Origin of the sequence: Magnetospirillum sp. 15-1 (assembly GCF_900184795.1) — a bacterium.
Classification (GTDB): domain Bacteria; phylum Pseudomonadota; class Alphaproteobacteria; order Rhodospirillales; family Magnetospirillaceae; genus Phaeospirillum.
This window is the reverse complement of sequence record NZ_FXXN01000027.1, coordinates 521155-535354: the sequence shown is the minus strand read 5'-3', so window position 1 is coordinate 535354 and position 14200 is coordinate 521155. Positions and strand designations below refer to the sequence as shown.

Genomic DNA, 14200 nt, shown 5'->3' with positions numbered 1-14200 from the left:
CCAGATGACCCTCGATCGAGCCTTATCATGACCTCATTCACCCGCTACATAGGCATCGACTATTCCGGCGCAGAGGTGCCGAAGGCCAATCTCAAAGGGCTGCGGGTATACTCGACCGATGGCACTGCCGATCCTGTCGAGATTTCCCCACCGCCGTCATCAATGCCGAATCCGACGAAACGGCGCTACTGGTCACGGAAAGACATCGCCCATTGGCTGGTAGAGCAATTGTCCGGCGATCGCCCCACCCTGGTAGGCATCGACCATGGCTTTTCGTTCCCATTGCGATATTTCGAGGCGCATCGCCTGCCGCCAGATTGGCCGACGTTCTTGGATGATTTCGTCGCCCATTGGCCGACCGATAACGACCACACCTATGTCGATTTTGTTCGGGACGGGACTATTGGGAACGGCGCGGCCCGAACTGGAAACAGCCGGTGGCGGCGATTAGCCGAGGAACGCTCCAGGGCCAAGTCAGTCTTCCATTTCGACTGCCAAGGACAGGTGGCGAAATCCACCCACGCAGGGATTCCATGGCTTCGGTTCATCCGGCAGCAGATCGGCCAACCAGTCCATTTTTGGCCGTTTGACGGCTGGACCGTTCCGGTGGGGAGGTCAGCTATCGTTGAAGCCTATCCTGCCCTATACAGCCGCAGTTTCCCCCGCGAAGACAGAACCCCAGATCAGCATGATGCCTATAGCATCGCCGCTTGGATGGCTCAGGCCGATCGTGATGGAAGCCTTGACCGGCACCTTCACCCCAACCTACCGCCACCCGAGCGCACGGTGGCCGAGGTAGAGGGTTGGATTCTCGGCGTCTTGTGATCTTTCCGCCCGATCTTGTCGGTTCAGGAGGAAATGGATGTTGTGCCGCCCACTTTCTGTGGGCGGCACAAACGCCTATTCGTCGCTCGGATGCTCGCGGCGGACACCCTTGAACGGCGTGCCATCGGCCTTGCCGTCCATGATGCGTCCAGTTTCAGCATCCCGCTTGTACCAGATGCCGTTGTTCGGATTCTGGAACTGCGAACGGTCCTTCACGGCACCGATGCGGTGCCCATCGCCATAAGGCGGATTCGTAGCCATGCTTTTCCTCTCTGGCTAGACAATCGGTTCGGTCTTGCGCGTCGAGGAAAACCCATTATTGTAACGGGTTGCGGAAGGTTTTCCTTCGCCGCGTGGCCGCAACGAACCTGTTTGCGGCCACGTTTTGCAGATCGGGGCGGTTCAGGGGCCTAATCCTGAGCCGCCCTTTTCGTACCCGAGCCTGCCACGCGGCAGCTTGACCGTGGACTCACATCGGTTTACAAAACTCAGACGTATTGTTGAATCGTAAACCGGGGGAGTCAAGTCCATGTTTGGAGAACGACTGCATCTCGCCCGCAAGAAAGCCGGATACTCGCTCCGCGACCTTGCCGATAGGCTTGAGGGCAAGATTTCCGCCCAGGCCATCGGGAAATACGAACGGGGCGAAATGATGCCGAGTTCCGGCATCCTGATCGGGCTTGCAAAGGCGCTTGGCGTCAGTATGGATTTTTTCGCCGCCCCGTCGGGGGTGCGGCTTGGCAATATCGATTTCCGCAAACACTCGGGCACCTCCGTGCGAGAGCGGGCACAGGTTGAAGCCGAGGTGATCGAACATGTCGAACGCTACATTCTGATCGAGGAAATCCTCGACCTGCAAAGCAGCGAGTGGCAGGAGCCGTTTCATCGCCGTCTCGTCAGTACCCCGGAAGGGGCCGAAAAGGTTGCCGAGGATGTGAGGAATCTGTGGCGTCTCGGCGAAGACCCCATCCCCAACCTGACCGAGTTGCTGGAGGAAAAGGGGGTCAAGGTCATGCTGCTGGACCTTCCCGACCGGGTATCGGGATTGACCTGTGAGGTCCAACGCCCTGGCAAGGAGCCTGTGCCCGTTGTCGTCGTGAACAAGAACCACAATCTTGAACGCCGCAGGCTGACCATGGCGCATGAACTGGGCCATCGGGTGATGGAGGCGAGCGAGGACATTCTCGAAAAAGCAGCCAATAGGTTCGCCGGGGCACTGCTCCAGCCTCCGCAGCATGTTTTGCAGGAAGTCGGCCACTCTCGCCATCGTTTCGGGGTGGAAGAGGTCGTGGCGACCAAGCGCCTTTACCGCGTCAGCGCGGCTGCTTTCGTGGTGCGATGCCGCGACCTCGGCATTATCAGCAACGACTATCTCATCAGGATTTTTCAGACCATCGGACGGACTTGGCGTTCCAACGAACCGAAACCTCTGGAAATGCCGGATCAGCGGGGAGAGTTTGAGAAGCCAAAGCGGTTCCAACGGCTTTGCTATCGAGCCTTGGCCGAAGACCTCATCAATCAAACGAAGGCGGCAGAACTGCTTCAAATCCCCGTTCGACAGATCGAGGCCGCGATGGTGGGGTTGATCAATGGCCCGGATCGTCATCAGTGATAGCTCGGTCCTGATGGACCTTGCGAAGACCGGCTTGGTTGAGGCGGCCCTGCTGCTGCCTTTTGAATTCGTCATTCCCGATGTGATGGTGGCGGAGGAGCTATTGGACCTTGGCTCCTACACTGCCGACCAATTGCTGGCACTGGGTTTCAAGGAAGGGGCGCTGGACGGAAAGGGCGTCACGACAGCATTTGCCTACACCAGCGAGTTTCGTGCGGAATTGTCGCGCCAGGACTGCTTCGCCCTGACCCTCGCCGAAGTGCGCCAATGTATTTTGATGACGGGGGACCGCCGCCTGCGCCGAGTGGCCGAGAGCAAGTCCATTGAGGTTCATGGCCTGATTTGGCTCATCGACTTGATGATCGAGCATGCCGTCGTATCGAAGGAGGCTATGCTGGCTGGGCTGGAGCGATTGGCATCTGATCCGAAGATTCGGCTACCACGCAAGTTGCTCAACGAGAGACTCCAGACGCTTCGGGGGTGAGAGGGGGAATAGAATGGGGGCCGGAGATGCTTTTGAGGACTATGTTCACTTTGTTTATTCAACAATACTTAATTTAAAAGGAGAAAATATACAGGTCTCCCGGAGAACGGTATTTAAACTTCCGTCCGGAGAGACATATGAAGTTGATGTTTATTATGAGTTCATTCATGCCGGGTTCAGGCACAGAGTTGCAATTGAATGCAAGGACTGGAAAGCACCTGTTGACCAGGGAAGGGTGCTTGAATTTCATCAAAAGATTAAGAATATAGGGCAGGAGGTTGTTGGCGTTTTTATCTCAAGAAGCGGCTATCAATCTGGCGCTCATTTAGTGGCGTCCCGCCTGGGGGTGCTGCTGTTGACGGCAGATAAAATCCCGTCACTAAATGATTTGCTAATCTCCCACATAACGACGAACTTTATTCCCCAGGGCCACTGTATTGGAGAGCCGTTCTGGTATATTGCAGAACTTTCTGAAAATACAATGGAGGGTACGGGAACCATGTATGCGCTCCCGAAGGGAAGCCCCGTTGAAATACCGCTCTTCATCTCGAAGCGCCATGCAGAGGCTTTTTGGGATACGTTGCCAGACAAGCATCTTTTTGGTGTTTTTGGCCTTACACAATATAAGCTACGCGGTCTGCTTGCTCTTACGATTGGAGGAAACGCTCGGTTTGGCATCATTCTTGACAGACCTAGAGGCGGGGACATCAGAATAAAGCCGATAACAACAAGCGATCTGGTTGCTGATTATCTCTTACTTGCTCTTCCAGATAGATTTTCGTGTTAAGACGAAATTACTATTGAAAATTTTCACGATGAAGCTCTCGGTGGGACCGAATGTACTCTCTTTGCGCAGCGTTTAGCCGCTTCCCAATCGACATGCTGCCTGATAAGCCAAGGGCAATGCAGGCTTCTTTCTCAATCTTTTGCGATATTATTATGTTTCCATTGTCGTCGAAGCAAATAAGTCCAGCATCAAATGCGGCATCTAGGTTTGGGGATAGAAGCAGACCATTGTCGATATCAAGGCGCTCGACGTCCGTAGAGTGACGCCATGGCTTTATGTGGGATGCAACTAACAAATTGATCGCCCCACAGCCGGTAACCGAGCATTTCCCCCATCTTTTAATAAGTCCACGCCGGAATTTATCCTGCCCGACTCTTGCCTTTGCAAGAACATCGACAGATGTATTTAGCTCCTCTTCCGATGAAAGCTCAATGCAGTATCTCTTGCTTCCATCCATTAGCGCCTTGACGCTTTTTAGAAACAATGAAATCTCGGGAATAGCTTCATCCGGATACCACCACTGGGCATGCCCCATCCAACCTGCGGAACCAGATTTTAACGCAATTCTTCGCGCTTCTAATGGCAACAAATAAACGTTAGCGCATGCCGCGACAATCCGGAATGTTGTAATATCATCCCTCTTGTGTTGGCGAGAGGGAAAGGCATCAAATACCTGACGCTCGCGGTAAACTGTAGCGTTACGATACCAACCAATTACACGGCGACTACCTTCAACCGGGTCTGTTGCCGTCCATATGATATCAACGCTATCAATGAAATCTGCATCGGTATCGGCACCAAGCCTCGCAATGTTAATGGACCTATCGACATCCCCTTTTATGGTCTCGACATGTCCATAAACACTTCCGTTGTCACATTTGACAAAGTTGCAGACTTCATGTCCGGATTCATTCAGAACGACATGGGCACCGCCGCCAACGATCTTATCTGGCTGCCCACTTAAGCCCTCATATCGGCTCATCCAACCGATATTGCAGAACAAGAATGCCATGCCGTTCCTCCGCTTATACGCAACAAGCATTCTAGCTTGGCGCAGTCATAAATCAACTATAACGAGACCCCTCTTGTGCCATGATCGGCGCGGCACACGCTGCCCCTCCATCTCATTGAGGCAGGGTCATCTGAGGCATTCCAGCAGCGTCACCCTCGTGTCTCAATAGACAGCTTTTTGACTTTTGAGACAAATTATCTATAATGCCTTTAATGTCTATTGGTACAATTCGAGGCTGTCATGTTGGTCGGATACGCGAGGACATCCACGTTGGATCAGAAGGCATCCATTGAGGCCCAGGTCCGAGACCTGATGGCGGCAGGATGCGAAAAGATTTTCCAGGAGCAGGTGTCATCGGTTGATGTCGTCGCTCGTGAGCAGCTTGCTGCGCTGCTCGATTTTGTCCGCGAGGGCGACACGGCTTTGGTTACCGATCTGTCGAGGCTTGCGCGGTCAGTCCCCCACCTGCTGTCGATCCTCGACGTGCTGGGCAAGAAGGGGGTCAGCTTGCGTATCATGAACATGGGGATCGACACCAGCACGCCCACGGGAAAGCTCATGTTGACCCTATTGGGCGGCATAAGCTGCTGGGAACGCGAGATCATGCTCGAACGCCAGCGTGAGGGTGTCGCCAAGGCCAAGGCTCAGGGGAAGTACAAGGGACGGAAGCCGACCGCTATGGCGCAGGCCGAGGAGGTGTTGCGGTTGAAGGCGCAAGGTGTTGGTGCGTCCGAGATTGCCGCTCGGCTGGGTATTGGTCGGGCATCTGTCTATCGGGCGCTCCAATTGAGTCAGGCCCCAAATCGAACGGCAGCCAATAGACCTGAATAAACCCAAATGGGGCAATAAAGTCCGCTGATAATGGTAGTGCCGAGGACGTGCCCTACTTGAACGGACTTTGTGGGGGAGAAAACCCCACTAACCCCCATAAATTCTTATGATATTTTAGGTACCGTCGCAGCCCGGCCTCGGTCCACCTTTTAGCCCTTGGAGGGCTAACTCGCTCATCGCTCTGCATAATAATATTCAATGATACTGCTATATCGCTATAATCCGCTAAAGAGGGCGATCTTAGAATTAAAGATAGCTCCTGAAGTATATGCAGGGCCTTTAATCGGGCTGATTCCGATTGAGTGGCCCGCCCTCGCTCTCTCGCTTCACTTTGATCATGCCCGCCTAATGCTAGATATGGAATAAACTTATCATCGGCAACCAATCTTCTTAGTTTTATGGATATTCGCCTGTTTTTTCTCCTGAGCTTTTCGGCTCTCCTGCACTCATCAAAATGCTCTCGCAATCCCTCCTCTTCTGGACTTGGGTTAATCCAGACGATCCTTACATCTGGATTGTTACGTTCAAAATGTTTCATAAATATACCCATGTTAATTGATGTAAACCCCCTCCCTGGATAGCTCCTTAATGCATGAATTATCAGTGTGGCACTGTTAGCCTTGCACCAAGAAATTGCCCTCCTCATTGTTGGGAAAGCCCTATCTGTTGGGAGGTGCCCTGTCTCCTCGAACATGAAAGGCTTATCGATTTTTAATCCATTAGACAGTGCATACCTCTGTGCAGCTTCATACTGCACGCGCATTGTCTTCGATTCGGCGAGCGCAACCTCTAATGGGGTGTCGCTTGTTATGCGTTCTCGGCCCAGCCCTTTGTGAGTCCAAAGGAACACCGCACAGGGTTTAGCCAACATCCATCCAGCCTCCACCGTGAGAACAACTTTACCATTGTTCGCGGCCAGAATTCCCAGAGTTTCCGCCTGACTCAGATATGTCAGCATCGAATTAGTGTGTGCCACCTCGCGAAATCCGCTCTGGGCCTTAAGCTCTGTTGACGCTGATTTGAATGCAGCATCAATGAGTTAGAGGAGGCAGCCATGGGAGCGTGGAAGATTAAGCATCATCCTGAGCGCATCGACATCACCTTCGGGGATGGTTCGGTTTTTACCGTCGATGACGAGGAAGTTGCCGATCTGGTACCCGAGTTTATCAAGTTTGCCAGTCGCATGCGCTTTCCCATGTGGGAGCACGGGTGTGTCATCAACACCGGCTTTGACGCCGCTGCGGCTGATATTGCTTACGCAATGACGAGGGCCGGGCAAAAGGAATACGCGAAGGTTTCCTGGGCGATCCAGGTCAGCCAACTGAATCCTTATCTTCATGCGGCGTTGTGCATGCTGGTGAGTAAGGGCTGCTCGCCCGCACTTCACCAGATTGCCCCCAATCTTTGGAGTGGGCGGATGACCATCGCCCAGGCCGTTACTGTGCTGACCGAGGCGCATCGGGCGCACACGGCCTAGCCGACAACTCAACCAAAAATCCGATTTCAACACGTCGCGGCAATCCCGCCTCGGCGTGAACAGAGGAGGCTTGTTCGCGATGAACACAATGATCTCGACCGCGACCATGGACACCAGTCCATCTGTGCCGCTGAGTACGCAGTTGCCGAAGAAAGTCCGGGTAGTCACGGATGCCTTTAGGATCGCAGTGACACTTCCCGGTGGTAGCCCGCCGACAAAGAAGGCGATCAAGGAGGCGCTGCGTGAACGTGGATTAAAACTTTCCCTACTTGCCGACGTGGAGGCAGCCTGGAGGGAACTTGTTGAAGCCCGGAAAAATGCAGAGAGGAATCGTCTGGTTCGGCGCTTCGGGCGTATGCCTTGCCGATCAAACAATCATAACCGGACAAGCCGCCTCGTTCTGTTTGAGGGCACGGTACAAGAGCGCCTGCGTGATATCCGACGAAATATTGTCCTGAGAACCTATCTACGCACCTATGCGACCTCGCGCCGGTGGGGATCGGAGCAGGTGGAATTGGTGACCAGTCCAACGTTGGTCGGTGTGTCGCAATACCAGACCAACCACCGCTCAGGCCAATGGATCGGAACCAGCACACATACCGTCATCAGTGCCCCCGAAAACTGGCGCATCCGTGTACCTGCCGAATTGAAGGTGTGCGACGGGATGATGACCCTGGATGCTTCGCCCATGGATACGCCACGCGATGATGTGACGGTCTGGCAGGCCAAATGGATCTTCCAAGGTCGTGGCTTCTCGGTCAGGGCCGTCGATGGCTTCATCGCCGCACATGACGGCCAATACTACCACGCAGACACGATGGCGGCTGCCATTACCGGCGTGGCGAGGAAAGCCAGGATCGCCAAACAAACTCCTCGGGACAAGCATGGCGCTCGCGTAAAGGCCCTCCGTAAGCGGGTCGCAGCATGCCCGGATCGAACCGTTACCAAACAGGATGCCTATGCCGTGGGCGCTTGCCGATACGGGGTGGAGTCTTGGTGCAATGCGGTCGGCCTTGGCGACCACGAGAGCGCGACATTGGCCGAGGTATTGGATGGCTACATCAAACATCCGGCACCTGAAGCTCGGCAGGTGATCCTGGCGGCAACATGGGATGCGCTGCCCCCACCACCGAAACTCAACCCGAAGGAAAACAGCCATGAAAGCTGAAAAAATCGAAAAACTACGCATCGCCATCTCCAAGATCATCGCTGCACCCGGCTTAAAGGGAGCAACGAGATTCAAGATGGTGAACATCCTCAACACGGTGGATCGCGGACGGCGACTGCCGAATCCGCTTCAGCGTATCGCTGATCAATTGGTCGCGACGTTGGATGAGGTCAACATGACAAATGGGGGCAAACGATGAGACCCGTTATCGATACGCTCATCCACCGAGCCAAGGATGTTGAGGACGAAGACACCACCGAACTGCTGCTGCGAATCAAGGCAGGCACAGTGGATGTGCGGAGCCTAACCAAAGCGGACACTCGCAACATCAAGACCTATTGCGTCCTGGATTGGGACAAGCAGCAATGGGACAAGTTTGTGGCGGCTCAGGCCGACCAACAGACGCAGGTATCGGAACCAGAGCCTGACACCGCACCGCCCCCCGAACCCGTACCCGAACCGGCCCCAGAACCCGAACCCGAACCCGAACCCGAAAATGTCTCGCACGAGACATTCGAGGAGGACGAACCGCGCCACAAGCCTGTTGACCCTGAGATCGAGTGGGGGACCGCGCTGGACCATGCGGCAACCTACATCATCCCCACCATTGCCATTTCTGGCGATAGCGATGCCGATTCAATCGACCGGATTATGTCCGTGTACAAGATCGTTCTGCTGGCGCTGTTTGACCGGAATACCTTCGAGCATCGAGCCAGAATGGCGAAGGTCCGTCGCCCCAAGAACGACACGCAAATACCGGAGTTCACCTGGGCGGTTGATTATGCCTTCGCCGATGCGGGGCGACGGATGAACACCGCGTATAAGAAACGAACCGTCAAGGACAAGCTCCGCCGGTACGCCCGCGTCTGCCATTGGCTTTACGGGAAGGAACTTTTCGAGGACAACGCTCGTGACCAACTTCGGACCCTCTCTTTGTCGTCCATTGAAGACGAATGGAAGAAGGCCAACTCCTTACCGCATGATCCCAGGCCCAAGATGGCACCCTATTCGGCACGGTCTTGGCGATTGGTCAAACGCATCCTGGACGACAAGGATGTGCAGGCTCGGTTTGGCACTGACACGACCTTCACCGAGTTGACGGCCAGTACCGAGGATGCCGTTGCCAGCTTGGGCGATGACGATGGTGGTGATAGTGAGGACGTTACCGGGATCAGCCTCAAAGATCGGCTGAAGCGGTATCTACGCCGGGGCTTTGATGAAGACCTTCTGAAGCGGAGAGTCCGCAGACGGAATCCCGAACGCATCGCGATTGAGGAGCAATATCCCTTCATCTTGCCGGATATGGGGTGGAGTAACGGCATCCTCCTGCGCCGTGTTGGCGACCGGAAGCTATCCGACTACCCCGAGGCAGATGACGAAACCTACATTGATCTCGTGATTGCATGGCTGGCCGATAACTACATGGAAATCGGCGATGGGGATGGCGGTGATGATGACGCAGAGTGAAGGTAAGTACGTCATCTCGCCATCCCAGAGAATGCGTTACGCGGCTTGATCGGCCTGCTGCCGGTTGCGTTTGGCCTTTTCGCGGGCCATTTCGATCTGCTTGTCCAGCTTGCCCGCCTTCACCGCATCGGCCACCTGGGTCAGAATCTCGGACACTGATTTGATGTCCTTGGTACCGATAATAGTCGGTTTACCCTCCTCCAATTCCAGCACCACGCTGTGACCGTAGCGAATCTGGACCAAGAACACACCGTCCGAAGCCTGCCACCACCAGGGCCGGGGCGGGGCCGTAATGGTCTGACGCAGACTTTCCCCGGATTCCGAGCGAACATATTTCGTGCGTTCGATCTTGTAGGTGCTGTCCTTGAGCAGCGCCAACTGGTGCTGAATGCCGTCCAATACGACCTCGCGCCCGGTCTTACGGCGGGTCTCCGAAACAAGCGGGCGCTTGGCGTCAGAGAACTTGAAATTAAGTACGGACATATTGCCCTCCATGCCAATGCTGAAGCAACAATGTAGCCACAATAGTAGAGAGTCAATACATTGGTGTAAATTATTTTACAAAGACACTCGCCGCCATATTTCATCCCATGCATCACATTTAAGTTTTTCAAGTGTGTCGATGCCGCCCTCATATTCTTCTATCTGATTTCGATTGCGGCATCGCGATGCCTCATCCTTGGTGGTGACAATGATTTGATCGATGCTCTTGGTCAGAGATAAAAGTGCTTCGATTGAAGGGCTACGTTTCCGCGAAATTGATGATGATAGGTAGCTTTGACTTTTGTTCATCAATGCGCCAAACTCTCGTCCACTGTTTACGATTCCAAGCCCCTTCACCTGCTCGTATATGTCTATCAGGCCCAACATTAACCACCTCCACGCTGCTGCTGTCGCAGTGGTATTTATTATCTTTTAATTTAATTAACTCTCGGCAGAGCATTCAACGCATTGAGCGCAATGCTATCTCAGTAGGCAATACTACTCCTTCCGCTTGCCCGGTAAGACCATATTTAATCTTAAGAATCAAATGATCCAATCCTTAAGATTTAGGCCTTGCAACTTGCCAATATCGGTTTCTGACAAGCTCCGGTTTACCTATTAAGTCCACGTATAGCTTAGGTGCCTTTGATCTGTCATCTCTTGAAAAGATAACCCTGAGTGCCAATCTCAGTCCCGGTTCCACACTATGGCAATGGATGCCAATACCTCTTACCGTTTGCTTTTGCCTAAGTTTTCCCTCAAGTCGATAAAAACTCTTCGGGGGATCGGAAGCTCCAATTCTCATTGGATGAAGTTCTCCCGCAGACCATTCTGTTTATTAACAACGTCCAGAAACACGACGCTTCGCTATTGTTTTTGCCATCACAGGCTAAGTGAAATTAAACAGCCTATCACCTTATTTTGCTTTATCGGTTCGGGCGACCCAAACGCCATCAACCCTCCGACTTGCTGTGAACTCAACAAATCCACTTTCACGGATTGACATGGAACAGTTCACAAACCCACCACATCATTTGTATTTATAAAATAATAACAACGACGCCGCCGAAACGGCAATTTTTATGTTTCATACAATAAAATATAAATAATTACGTACATATACAGTATATCTGTGCGCATGTTCGTGTGTTAGTGCGGTATCGCTGCCAATTATATCTGAATTATATCGTGCCAACTCAAATGCTCATGCGCTCTGTATCGTTCTGGACAATCACGGATTCATATCTGAGCAGTCGCTCGATAGTTTTGAAGGCTGATCGCAATGCCATTACCGCCTGCCGTAATTCCAGAATGGTATCGGTGACGGAAGGCGGCGGCACCGACACCGCGTCCTTCGGTGAAATTGGATCAAGATCGTGAAAACGCATGAAGCACCTCGGATGGATGGATGTGGTGGTATTTATCCATCCTGGTGACGCCACTGTGGTGCCCACCAAAGTGGGACAATCCTATCCGAAGGATAACTTGGCCGACACCATCAGCGCCGCCCGGATTCAGGGCGGCGGAGTGGCCGATAGCCCGTTGAAAAGTGACAAACTTATCGTCCGGGTAATGTCTGAGTTTCAGACATTACCTGATCAGGGATGGGCATGCAGCATGGCACATCCAGAATACCTAATGCGACGGACGGCACTCAGCCTTGTTTTTTCCTATGAATGAAAGAGTCCCGTCAGAATTATTTGGGGTTACCTCGACAGTTGCTATTGCCGGATTGCCCTTCGGGTCTCCGTGAAAAGAACTGATCTGGCCCGGAAGAATCGGGTTGTACGTGGCGACAATGTATGGAGACACGCTGACAACAACGCCGCTTTCAGTTTTAAACTTTGCGTCAAATCCAACGCCAGAAATTGGCTTATCCGTTAAATTCTTAATTTCTCCCCGGACGGATTCAAATCCAACATCAAACGTACATGTCAATGATACGATTTCAACCTTGGGGCCGCCCTCGGCAAAAACTGATGAAGCGCCCGTTATTGTTGTAACAAGGCTCGCGATGACTGCGAGAGCTATGGAGTTTTTCATGATCAAGCCCCCTGCTTGGATTCCTGATTAAGAGATGGAAAACACACAGTAATCATCCTGGACGCAGGATATCGGCGACCGCACATCCTGCACCTTTTATGTTAATTTCGTCACATTCCAATGCATTGACCATGTTAACATTTTTGCAGAATGGCGCAGTTATGTTGTCACTTGCCAACGCGCAGCCTTCAATCCCGGATATGATGATTTTTTCCTTGCGCAACTTGCGCCATAACTTTCTAGCTGATATCATCTTCGGTGCATTTTCTTCGGTATTCTGGCAGCCTCACGGTGATCGGGTTCGCTTGGGAGCGGCCATCATGACGGGGGTGGGAATGAAGCAGGCCAAAGTGCTGACGGACAGGGAGTTCCGGCGCGTCCTTGCCACGATCTCGGACATGAAGCATGCGGCTCGGAACCGGGTGGCTCTGATGCTGAGCTTCTATGGTGGATTGCGGGTTGGGGAAATCGCGGCTCTGACCGTGGGCGACGTCGTGGGTGCCCGCAATGACGTGAAGGAACGCATCCTGTTGCGGGCCTCCACCACCAAGTCCGGCGAAGCTCGTTCGATCTTCGTGGGGGCCAAATTGCGTCCTGAATTGGAAGCCTATGTCGCGGGGTTGGACGGTACCCGGCGAGACGCATCCTCACCCCTGCTGCCCACCCAGCGCGGCGGCCCATTCACCCCAAACTCGCTGTGCCAGTTGTTTGGTTCCATCTACCGTGAGGCCGGAATCGATGGGGCCAGCAGCCATTCGGGTCGGCGGTGGTTCATCACCCGGTTGGCCCATTCTGGCGTCAGCGCCAAGGTCATCATGACCCTGGCGGGGCACCGAAATCTCTCCACCACCCAGCGGTACATTGAGGTGAATGATGAGATGCTTCGAGCAGCGGTTCGCAAGCTGTAGCTTTGCGTTTACGATCCCGGTGGTGGCCGTGATGGCGCTCGTCGTCCCCCCCTGCTCAGCCCAACAAAACCCGCCTCAGTATAAAAGTGAATATTTTCAGGAGCGCCCTGATGATCCGCCGCCGCCCTATGCCCGTCGCCTTGGGATCGGGGGCGGGCAAGGTCATCCAGATCAAGCTGGCAATCTGCCTCCTCCACTGACCTACAAGGAAATCGATAACCCCGAATTTTGGCGTCGTGAACGGGACCGGGTGATGAATAAGGATGCCACCGGCAAGAATCTGCATGAACGTGGTGAAGCGTGCTGGAAAATCCGGGAAAAAGCCAATCGTATTGCTGAAACCAGCATGAAGTGGCTCCAAGATCATAGTATTGATGTTGGGCAATATATCCCGCGTGGTGTTGTTATGTCAGAATCTCGTTCTATCCAGGAATGCGCCGAAGTAGCAAACCGTGATCTGCGGTATGCAATGAATGATGGGGCTGATGTTGCGTTCTGCAAAGAGATTGCAGACTATGGGATTGAGCGGATTAACAAGCTCATGCGTAAGTATCCGTCTGATCCGAATTGGGTATCTGAAACGCGCTCCGAGTTACCGGGCTGTACGCCAGATGGGAAGCCGCCTGTTCTGACTGATGAGCAAAGGCAGGGACATTTTTTCACCGGCTGCCCGTAATCAGGATTCTCGCTGTTTCAGAATCCCGGCTTCGATTCCGGCAGCCATCACCACGTCACCGAGTGGTCCCCGAACCTCATCGGGGAGTGATACAGCGGTTTTCCATGATCCGTCCGGGGCGCGATATTTCGGCAACGATACCTCGGTGCCGCTACCGTCGGCCCGCACCTGAATCCCATGAATCACGATCTCAACGCCATCGAGAACGATGGCTGCGTCGGCCAGCGCCAGCAGCTTACCTGCATTGGGGACCGGGCTGATGGTTAAGACAGTGATGGTCGCGGTGGTGGTGTTCATGGTGACCGAAGATGTTAACCACCCAACCAGGGTATTTGGGTTGCATGGTGATGTCACCGGAGACTTCGCGTTTCATCCGTGATTCGAGGAAACACCCTCGATGTCTCTTGCGTGCGTTGTGACGCGCACG

General features: G+C 53.5%; 19 protein-coding genes. 11 read left to right on the top strand and 8 right to left on the bottom strand.

Annotation, left to right across the window (positions count from 1 at the left end; all coding sequences use genetic code 11):
* The first annotated feature begins 27 nt into the window (after nt 1–27).
* Nucleotides 28–825, top strand: coding sequence for a hypothetical protein (locus CP958_RS20735; protein WP_096704080.1), 798 nt, complete (start codon nt 28–30; stop codon nt 823–825).
* Nucleotides 826–900: 75 nt separating this feature from the next.
* Here CP958_RS20735 and CP958_RS20730 read toward each other — a convergent pair whose 3' ends face one another.
* Entirely contained in the window at nt 901–1086 is a 186-nt protein-coding gene (locus CP958_RS20730; protein ID WP_096704079.1) for a hypothetical protein, read from the bottom strand.
* Between the two features lie 268 nt (nt 1087–1354).
* Between CP958_RS20730 and CP958_RS20725 the strand changes: the two genes are divergently transcribed.
* The 3 genes from CP958_RS20725 to CP958_RS20715 are packed head-to-tail and all read left to right on the top strand — an operon-like array spanning nt 1355 to nt 3708.
* On the top strand, nt 1355–2437 hold the full coding sequence (locus CP958_RS20725) for an XRE family transcriptional regulator (RefSeq protein ID WP_096704078.1): 1083 nt from the start codon (nt 1355–1357) through the stop codon (nt 2435–2437).
* Nucleotides 2415–2921, top strand: coding sequence for a hypothetical protein (locus tag CP958_RS20720; protein ID WP_096704077.1), 507 nt, complete (start codon nt 2415–2417; stop codon nt 2919–2921). The genes CP958_RS20725 and CP958_RS20720 overlap by 23 nt, the downstream gene beginning before the upstream one ends.
* Nucleotides 2922–2934: 13 nt before the next feature.
* Nucleotides 2935–3708, top strand: a complete 774-nt coding sequence (locus CP958_RS20715; RefSeq protein ID WP_096704076.1) for a restriction endonuclease — start codon at nt 2935–2937, stop codon at nt 3706–3708.
* Nucleotides 3709–3718: 10 nt separating this feature from the next.
* Here CP958_RS20715 and CP958_RS20710 read toward each other — a convergent pair whose 3' ends face one another.
* Nucleotides 3719–4720 carry an HNH endonuclease gene (locus CP958_RS20710; protein ID WP_170959049.1) on the bottom strand — a complete coding sequence of 334 codons (1002 nt, stop codon included), beginning with the start codon at nt 4718–4720 and terminating at the stop codon, nt 3719–3721.
* Nucleotides 4721–4960: 240 nt separating this feature from the next.
* Here CP958_RS20710 and CP958_RS20705 point away from each other — a divergent pair, with 240 nt between their 5' ends.
* A complete protein-coding gene (locus CP958_RS20705) occupies nt 4961–5551 on the top strand; it encodes a recombinase family protein (RefSeq protein ID WP_096704216.1) in 591 nt (196 codons plus the stop codon).
* Nucleotides 5552–5603: 52 nt separating this feature from the next.
* Here the strand turns inward: CP958_RS20705 and CP958_RS26080 are convergent, their stop codons facing one another.
* A complete protein-coding gene (locus CP958_RS26080; RefSeq protein WP_141400593.1) occupies nt 5604–6509 on the bottom strand; it encodes a hypothetical protein in 906 nt (301 codons plus the stop codon).
* Between the two features lie 96 nt (nt 6510–6605).
* Between CP958_RS26080 and CP958_RS20700 the strand changes: the two genes are divergently transcribed.
* The 4 genes from CP958_RS20700 (at nt 6606) to CP958_RS27405 (ending at nt 9663) form a co-directional block, all read left to right on the top strand.
* Nucleotides 6606–7028 (top strand): hypothetical protein, encoded by a 423-nt coding sequence (locus tag CP958_RS20700; protein WP_096704074.1) that lies wholly within the window; start codon nt 6606–6608, stop codon nt 7026–7028.
* Between the two features lie 79 nt (nt 7029–7107).
* Nucleotides 7108–8196: a hypothetical protein gene (locus CP958_RS26075; RefSeq protein ID WP_141400592.1), complete on the top strand. Its 1089-nt coding sequence runs from the start codon at nt 7108–7110 to the stop codon at nt 8194–8196.
* Nucleotides 8186–8395 carry a hypothetical protein gene (locus CP958_RS26070; protein ID WP_141400591.1) on the top strand — a complete coding sequence of 70 codons (210 nt, stop codon included), beginning with the start codon at nt 8186–8188 and terminating at the stop codon, nt 8393–8395. Before CP958_RS26075 ends, CP958_RS26070 begins: the two co-directional genes overlap by 11 nt.
* A complete protein-coding gene (locus tag CP958_RS27405) occupies nt 8392–9663 on the top strand; it encodes a hypothetical protein (protein WP_170959048.1) in 1272 nt (423 codons plus the stop codon). The genes CP958_RS26070 and CP958_RS27405 overlap by 4 nt, the downstream gene beginning before the upstream one ends.
* A gap of 36 nt (nt 9664–9699) precedes the next feature.
* On the opposite strand, the gene CP958_RS20685 is transcribed toward CP958_RS27405, so the two are convergent.
* The 4 genes from CP958_RS20685 to CP958_RS26050 all read right to left on the bottom strand — a co-directional run bounded on the left by CP958_RS20685 (nt 9700) and on the right by CP958_RS26050 (nt 12189).
* On the bottom strand, nt 9700–10146 hold the full coding sequence (locus tag CP958_RS20685; RefSeq protein ID WP_242443018.1) for a DUF6641 family protein: 447 nt from the start codon (nt 10144–10146) through the stop codon (nt 9700–9702).
* Nucleotides 10147–10221: 75 nt separating this feature from the next.
* Nucleotides 10222–10533 (bottom strand): hypothetical protein, encoded by a 312-nt coding sequence (locus tag CP958_RS26060; protein ID WP_141400589.1) that lies wholly within the window; start codon nt 10531–10533, stop codon nt 10222–10224.
* An 809-nt stretch (nt 10534–11342) separates the two neighbouring features.
* A complete protein-coding gene (locus tag CP958_RS26055; RefSeq protein ID WP_141400588.1) occupies nt 11343–11534 on the bottom strand; it encodes a hypothetical protein in 192 nt (63 codons plus the stop codon).
* 247 nt (nt 11535–11781) lie between these two features.
* Nucleotides 11782–12189, bottom strand: a complete 408-nt coding sequence (locus CP958_RS26050) for a hypothetical protein (protein ID WP_141400587.1) — start codon at nt 12187–12189, stop codon at nt 11782–11784.
* Nucleotides 12190–12350: 161 nt separating this feature from the next.
* Here CP958_RS26050 and CP958_RS20680 point away from each other — a divergent pair, with 161 nt between their 5' ends.
* Nucleotides 12351–13097, top strand: coding sequence for a site-specific integrase (locus CP958_RS20680; RefSeq protein ID WP_347337849.1), 747 nt, complete (start codon nt 12351–12353; stop codon nt 13095–13097).
* A 31-nt stretch (nt 13098–13128) separates the two neighbouring features.
* Nucleotides 13129–13773 carry a hypothetical protein gene (locus tag CP958_RS26045; protein WP_141400586.1) on the top strand — a complete coding sequence of 215 codons (645 nt, stop codon included), beginning with the start codon at nt 13129–13131 and terminating at the stop codon, nt 13771–13773.
* Here CP958_RS26045 and CP958_RS20670 read toward each other — a convergent pair whose 3' ends face one another.
* Nucleotides 13774–14070 (bottom strand): hypothetical protein, encoded by a 297-nt coding sequence (locus CP958_RS20670; RefSeq protein ID WP_096704069.1) that lies wholly within the window; start codon nt 14068–14070, stop codon nt 13774–13776. It abuts the gene before it with no gap.
* Nucleotides 14071–14200: the final 130 nt, after the last annotated feature.